This window comes from Limnofasciculus baicalensis BBK-W-15 (genome assembly GCF_024178385.1).
GTDB classification, from domain to species: Bacteria; Cyanobacteriota; Cyanobacteriia; order Cyanobacteriales; family Coleofasciculaceae; genus Limnofasciculus; species Limnofasciculus baicalensis.
In genome coordinates this window covers 1-6,202 of record NZ_JAMZMM010000361.1, presented here as the reverse complement: position 1 = coordinate 6,202, position 6,202 = coordinate 1, and the positions used below count along the sequence as shown (strand labels likewise).

Annotated in this window: 3 protein-coding genes; 2 read left to right on the top strand and 1 reads right to left on the bottom strand. The window is 42.1% G+C overall.

Going from position 1 to position 6,202, the window contains the following annotated elements; translation table 11 throughout:
- Window positions 1–169 precede the first annotated feature (169 nt).
- A complete protein-coding gene (locus NJ959_RS24405) occupies window positions 170–2,350 on the top strand; it encodes a hybrid sensor histidine kinase/response regulator (protein WP_254014349.1) in 2,181 nt (726 codons plus the stop codon).
- 257 nt (window positions 2,351–2,607) lie between these two features.
- Window positions 2,608–3,225 (top strand): CP12 domain-containing protein, encoded by a 618-nt coding sequence (locus NJ959_RS24400; protein WP_254014348.1) that lies wholly within the window; start codon window positions 2,608–2,610, stop codon window positions 3,223–3,225.
- Window positions 3,226–3,519: 294 nt separating this feature from the next.
- On the opposite strand, the gene NJ959_RS24395 is transcribed toward NJ959_RS24400, so the two are convergent.
- Window positions 3,520–6,202 (bottom strand): leucine-rich repeat domain-containing protein (locus NJ959_RS24395; protein ID WP_254014347.1); only part of this gene is annotated, 2,683 nt, incomplete at its 5' end.

Here is a 6,202-nt window from a genome sequence, read left to right as displayed (position 1 = left end):
CAAAGGGGGGAGCAAGAATACAACCTGCATTTCTTCCTTTCTCGGGATGCTCCCACGCGAGCTGTCATCGTTATTATTTTCTCGATCAATAATTTGATCTAATCCCCTTGCCAATAACTAATAACCAACAACCAACAACCAACAACCAATAACAAACAACCAATAACCAATGACAAATGATGATCGGCAGTTAATATTTAACCAGATAGACAATGCGATCGCATTGTTTAACCCATCCCACTATCTCATCCTATTTAACCAAAAATTTACTCAACTTTGGGGACTCCCAATGGAGTGGCTAGGCCAGGAACCCCATTTTAAAGAAGTATGGGCTAGGGTTGTCGAGCAGGGCTATTGGTCTACAACTCAGTCAGATGAGCTAGAACTAGCATTACCAACCGAGACATCCCAACAGGTTTCGTTTCGATTGGAACAAGCAGATGGCATCCATCTTACAGTTAAAATCACGGTCACTGCCGATGGTGGACATTTATTTACATTTCACGATATTACTGCCAAAGCCGAAGCTTCCCTGATGCAGATGAGTTTGAATGCCGAAATCAAACGGCTGAGATTTTTGCAGGGGTTGACAGAAAGGATGCAATCTGCTGAGGAGATGAGGGAAATCGGGCAATTTGCCCTCACCTACTTGGTGCAAACAACGGGAGCCGCTTTCGGAGATGTTAAGGTAATTACTGGAGAAGGAAAAGATGCCCGTGCAGGTGTCCTGATGAATAACGTCTCTACCCAATTCATTGCTACCTATGGGACAGTGGTTGTGGAAAATATGGAAGCTATCCTCAATCAAGGTATTCCCTACGGTCAAGGGTTATTATGGCAGGTAGTAGAAACGGGTAAGCCGTTGTTTGTCAAGGATTACAAAAATCACCCCCAATCCCTGCCAGCATTTCGCCATGGAGGTATCGGTGAATTGGGATTATTCCCTATTTCCAGTAGCACGGGCAAGATTATTGGTGTCTTGACTCTGGAATGCCGTTGCGAGCAAAAACTTCAGGAAGCACTGCAACAGGATATGCTCCTAGCAGCTTGTCGTACACTGGGAGTAGCAATCGAACGTGCCCAATCTCAAGAACACCTCCGTCAAGTCAACGAACATTTAGAAAGGGCATCTCAGCTTAAATCAGAATTTTTGGCTTCCATGAGTCATGAGCTTCGCACGCCTCTTAATAGTATTCTGGGATTTTCTGATTTGTTGGAGCGGCAAACAGGTGGTTCCCTCACCCCACGTCAGATCAGTCATGTTAAGGCAATTGCAAGTAGCGGTAAACACTTATTATCTCTGATTAACGATATTCTGGATTTGTCTAAGATTGAAGCAGGTAAAGTCGATTTAGAATTAACTCCTGTTTCCATTCCTGCTTTGTGCAACCATTGTTTGAAAATGATTCAGCCTCGTGCTGATAAAAAACGACTGTGTTTGTCATTGGAATTGGACTATCGATTACAGGAGGCTTTTTTAGATGAGCGTCGGGTACGGCAAATTTTAATTAATCTCCTCTCAAATGCAGTCAAGTTTACGCCAGAGACAGGAATCGTTAAACTGTCAGGAAGGCTTGCTTATGGGAGCGAACTAAAAAAGGAATGGCGGCCAGATTGCAGTCCAGTTAATTGCAGTACACCTTATCTTTGTCTGGAGGTGAGAGATAGTGGTATTGGTATTCCCAAAGATAAATTTCACTTTCTATTTCAACCGTTTCAGCAAATAGATGCTTCTTTAAAACGCCGTCATGAAGGGACTGGTTTGGGTTTGGCGCTTACTAAAAGATTAGCTGAACTTCACGGAGGTACGGTTTCGGTAGAATCGCGAGAAAATGAGGGGAGTGTATTTCGGGTGTGGTTGCCGATAACTGAAATGCGCTCCACTTTAGCAGCAAATACTAGGGCTATAAATCCTGAAACCTCCAGGGAATCTTTTCTGAGGCAGAAAAGATTGGTGGGAAATGCTAAACGTATATTAGTGGTGGAAGATCAGCTATTAAATCAAGCTTTAATTTCGGAAATATTAGAAATGGAAGGGTACTTAGTTGAGGTTATTTCTGATGGTCAAACTATGTTAAATATTATTCAGGATCGTTCTGTGAAACCTCTGTCACTGCCTCACCTAATTTTAATGGATATTCAGCTTCCCGATGTTGATGGATTTGAACTGATTCGTCAACTGAAAGCTACATCTGGCTGGCAGAATATACCCACGATTGCACTTACAGCAATGGCAATGGCGGGAGATCGCGATCGCTGTTTGCAAGCTGGTGCTGATGATTATTTGAGTAAGCCACTGGATTTGGAAAAGGCGATCGCGACTGTGCGATCTTTGATTGATAAACTATAGTGGTTTGCAGTTAGATGAAGTACATGGCAGAAACCGGGTTTCTAATACTCAAAAGATATCTAAATATATGAAATTAAAATAATCACAATTTGCCAAATGTAGGGCGGGCATCTTGCCTGCCTCATTTATACAACTTATATGCTTGGCAGCTTATCCTTCTTTTTCTCTTATTTTTCCTTTAAGTCCCCATAATAAGCAATAATACTTGTATAGACATAGCAAAAACCAATCCCAATCGAGTTTAAGGAGAAAGAAATATGATGAAAGCTCAAGATATTATGACCAAGGATGTCGTCGCGATTCGCGGCTCGGCGACGGTAGCTGAGGCGGTGAAGCTGATGAAAGAGAAATCCCTACGCGCCCTAATCGTAGAGCGCCGTAACAACCAAGATGCTTATGGCATTGTCACCGAAACCGATATCATTTACAAGGTAGCAGCTTACGGGAAAGATCCCAAAACGGTGCGGGTTTACGAGATTATGACGAAGCCATGTATTGTGGTGAATCCCGATTTGGGTGTGGAATATGTGGCGCGGCTCTTTGCGAATACGGGGATACGTCGCGCTCCTGTGATTAACGATAGTCTGGTGGGTATTATTTCCGTTACCGATATCCTGACTAAAAGTGATTTCGTCGAGCAACCTAAAAGTATTATTTTGGAGGAAGAAATTCAGAAAGCGGTGGCAGATGCACGGGCTATTTGTAGTCAGAAAGGGGCTAATTCTGGTGAATGTGCCGCCGCTTGGGATATTGTGGAAGAATTACGAGCGGAGTTATCTCATCAGCGGGCTGAGAAGTCTTTAGGGAAAACTGCTTTTGAGCAGTATTGCGAAGAGAATCCAGAGGCGGATGAGGCGCGAGTATACGATAGTTAGATTGGGAAAATTTGGTTAAAAAGTTATAGTTTTTTTTCAACAAACTATAACGGCTTGGAATAATTGACATGACTTATACCAATTTCATTAAGTTGTGCTACAGATGAGGTTTTTGCTCCCCCCTTACTAAGGGGGGTTGGGGGGGTCGATGTGTAGCGCTATTTTAGTGAATTGGTATTACCCAGCGAGGCTAATCATAGTGTGGATGGTGCGTTAGCTTGCGCATAACGCACCCTACAGATAGAGGCTTTGCGTAAGTCTTGATTTCGTTACTCAACCCAATCTGCATCTATTCTAAGTTTTCGTCTTTTGCCAATCTTCCAAAGCTGCGATCGCAAAACTAGCTATAGGATGATCCAAAAATTGACCAATTGCGGCAACTCCGCCAGCTTTACTAGCACTGAGAATACGTTGAGTTAAGTTGGGATTAGCATCTATTTGTTTAACAATTTCACCTGCAAATTCGACTTTGGCTCCCATGGAATCAGTATTATAAGTTGTGGCGAGTTGTTCCATTAATTCTTGAATTTCTTTAGCTGCTTCGGCTAGGGATTGTTTGTCTGTATCGTTATAGTTATTAACGATATTATTACCGTGAATATCACCAACACTCCCTTGAAGTGAGTTAATGCTACCGATTTTACTGCCTTCAACGCGATCGCCATGCCAAATTTTATCGTTACTCATCTCTTGCTCCTGTTGATTGTGATTATTAATTGGGATATTCAGGGAAAGATTTACGGTAGGATTTGTTGGTGCGTCTCTTGGTTTTGACTCGCGCTTGTATTTACCTCGATAACCTCGATAATTTTTCCTCCCTAAACCCTCACCATCATCTCTACCAAACATTTCTAGATCATCGGGATATGGGTTAATTACGCCATCAATTAAGCCCCGCACTTCCACATCTTCGCCGCTTTCGTGACATTCTATCGTAAAACGATTTCGATCTAGACAATGATAGAGGCGATTTAAGGGAAAAGTAAAGGGTTTTTGGCTAGGTTGACAAACTTGGCAATTGCAGGGAATGAGAGTATCATACTTGAGTCCATCAAAACTATCGTGAATTTCTTGGAATTTCCGGTTAATAATTGTCATTAAATCGCGGGGACGATTTCCAGTAACGCGGATGGTAATTTCTCGGCTATGGTAATATTCGATAATTTCGGCACGGGTACTATTATCTTTGAGGATAACTCCATTTTTCCATACTAGGGCATTTTCTGGATCGGAGACATTTTCGATATCTTGGTGCATTTCTACAATAAAGCGGGTTAAGATCCCTTTGGGCATAAAATTGTAGTCATAACGGAGGATCAGATTATTTTCACTATGCCATTGATATGAGGGAGATTCTGGAGAAAGGAGATGTGGGGCGATATATTCACCTTTACGGCGGGGAATTTCATAGCAAACTTTGAATTCTTTCATTAGTTGCAGGAGTTGGTAGCGCATATCGGCGTATTCATCTCCTGACCAAATTTCTGCTAAATCTTGGTCATTAAATTGTCCCAAGTTTTGTTTAACTTTGTCATTATCCAATATTTTGTAAACTGCTGTGGTTCCCCAATTGGGTTTGAGGATGAGGCGATGAGAGAGAATGGGGTCATTTTGGAAATGCAAGCAAATACCTAAATCGTGTAAAAATTGGCTGAGTAGGCACATTTCATCCCGGTTATTAATTCCGTGACGGCGACAGGTATTTTGATATTCTGAGTATTCTATATAGTTACGTCCATCGTTTTCTAAAGTATAGCGGACAGCGAACCATTTGTTCGGGAAAGGTATCCCATTGGGGATGAGTTTTTCTAGTTGGTGTTGGAGTTCGTTTTGTAATTCGGTTAAGCCGCGATTATTAGCTAAATTGAGAGCAAAAGTATCCCGCAGATTGGCAAATTCGCCCCGGAGTTGGTTGAGGTTGAGGTTGCAGGTGCGATCTTGTTTTTCGTTTTGAATCAGGAGTACCGGGCTATTATTACTGAGGATTCGGATAATTTCTAGCCAAAAATAATGGTCGGTATCTTCTTTTCGGCTATCGGCGACGAGGAGGTAGAGGGAACGTTGGGTAAGGAAGAATTGATGGGTTTGGTGATAGATTTCTTGTCCGCCAAAGTCCCAAATATTAATCCGATATTCTTTCCCATTGGCGGTGGTAAATTCCCATTTTAATATGTCGATTCCTTCGGTAGATGTGTCTTCTGTTTCGGGTTTTAGTTGATAGTCGGGGTTGAGGATTTTGTTAGCTAGGCTGGTTTTTCCGGAACCACCTTCGCCGACAATGAGGAGTTTGGCTTCGTAGAGGGTTTGGGTTTCGTTGGGGTCCCGCTGGGTAAAATAATAGTCTAAAATCGGTTGTGCGTCAGGTCTTTTCCAGCTTCTTTTGTTATAGGAGAGAATTTCTGGTGGGATGCTGATGGGATTAGCTTGTAAATCTAGCTCTTTAAGGGCTTTGAGTTGTTGCAGTGTTTGGGGAATATCGGTAATTTGGTTATTGCTTAATTCCAGTCTTTCCAGTTTCTCTAATTTTCCCAGGAATTCTGGTATCTCTTTTATCTGGTTTCCACTGAGGTAAAGCTCTGTGAGATTGGTGAGGTTTCCCAGGAATTCTGGTATCTCTTTTATCTGGTTTTCACCGAGGTGAAGCTTTGTGAGATTGGTGAGGTTTCCCAGGAATTCTGGTATCTCTTTGAGCTGGTTTCCACTGAAGTTAAGCCGTGTGAGATTGGTGAGGTTTCCCAGGAATTCTGGTATCTCTTTTATTGAGTTGTAACCAAGGTTAAGATATGTCAGATTGGTGAGATTTCCCAAAAATTCTGGTATTTCTTTTATCTGGTTTCCAATGAGATGAAGCACTGTAAGATTGGTGAGATTTCCCAAAAATTCTGGTATCTCTTTTATCTGGTTTCCAATGAGATGAAGCACTGTGAGATTGGTGAGGTTCCCCAGGAATTCTGGTATCTCTTTTATCTGGTTTCCA

Bases quoted from the DNA above. Each gene is read 5' to 3' on its own strand.
- NJ959_RS24405 (WP_254014349.1), top strand. From the start codon at position 170: ATGACAAATGATGATCGGCAGTTAATATTTAACCAGATAGACAATGCG.
- NJ959_RS24400 (WP_254014348.1), top strand. From the start codon at position 2,608: ATGATGAAAGCTCAAGATATTATGACCAAGGATGTCGTCGCGATTCGC.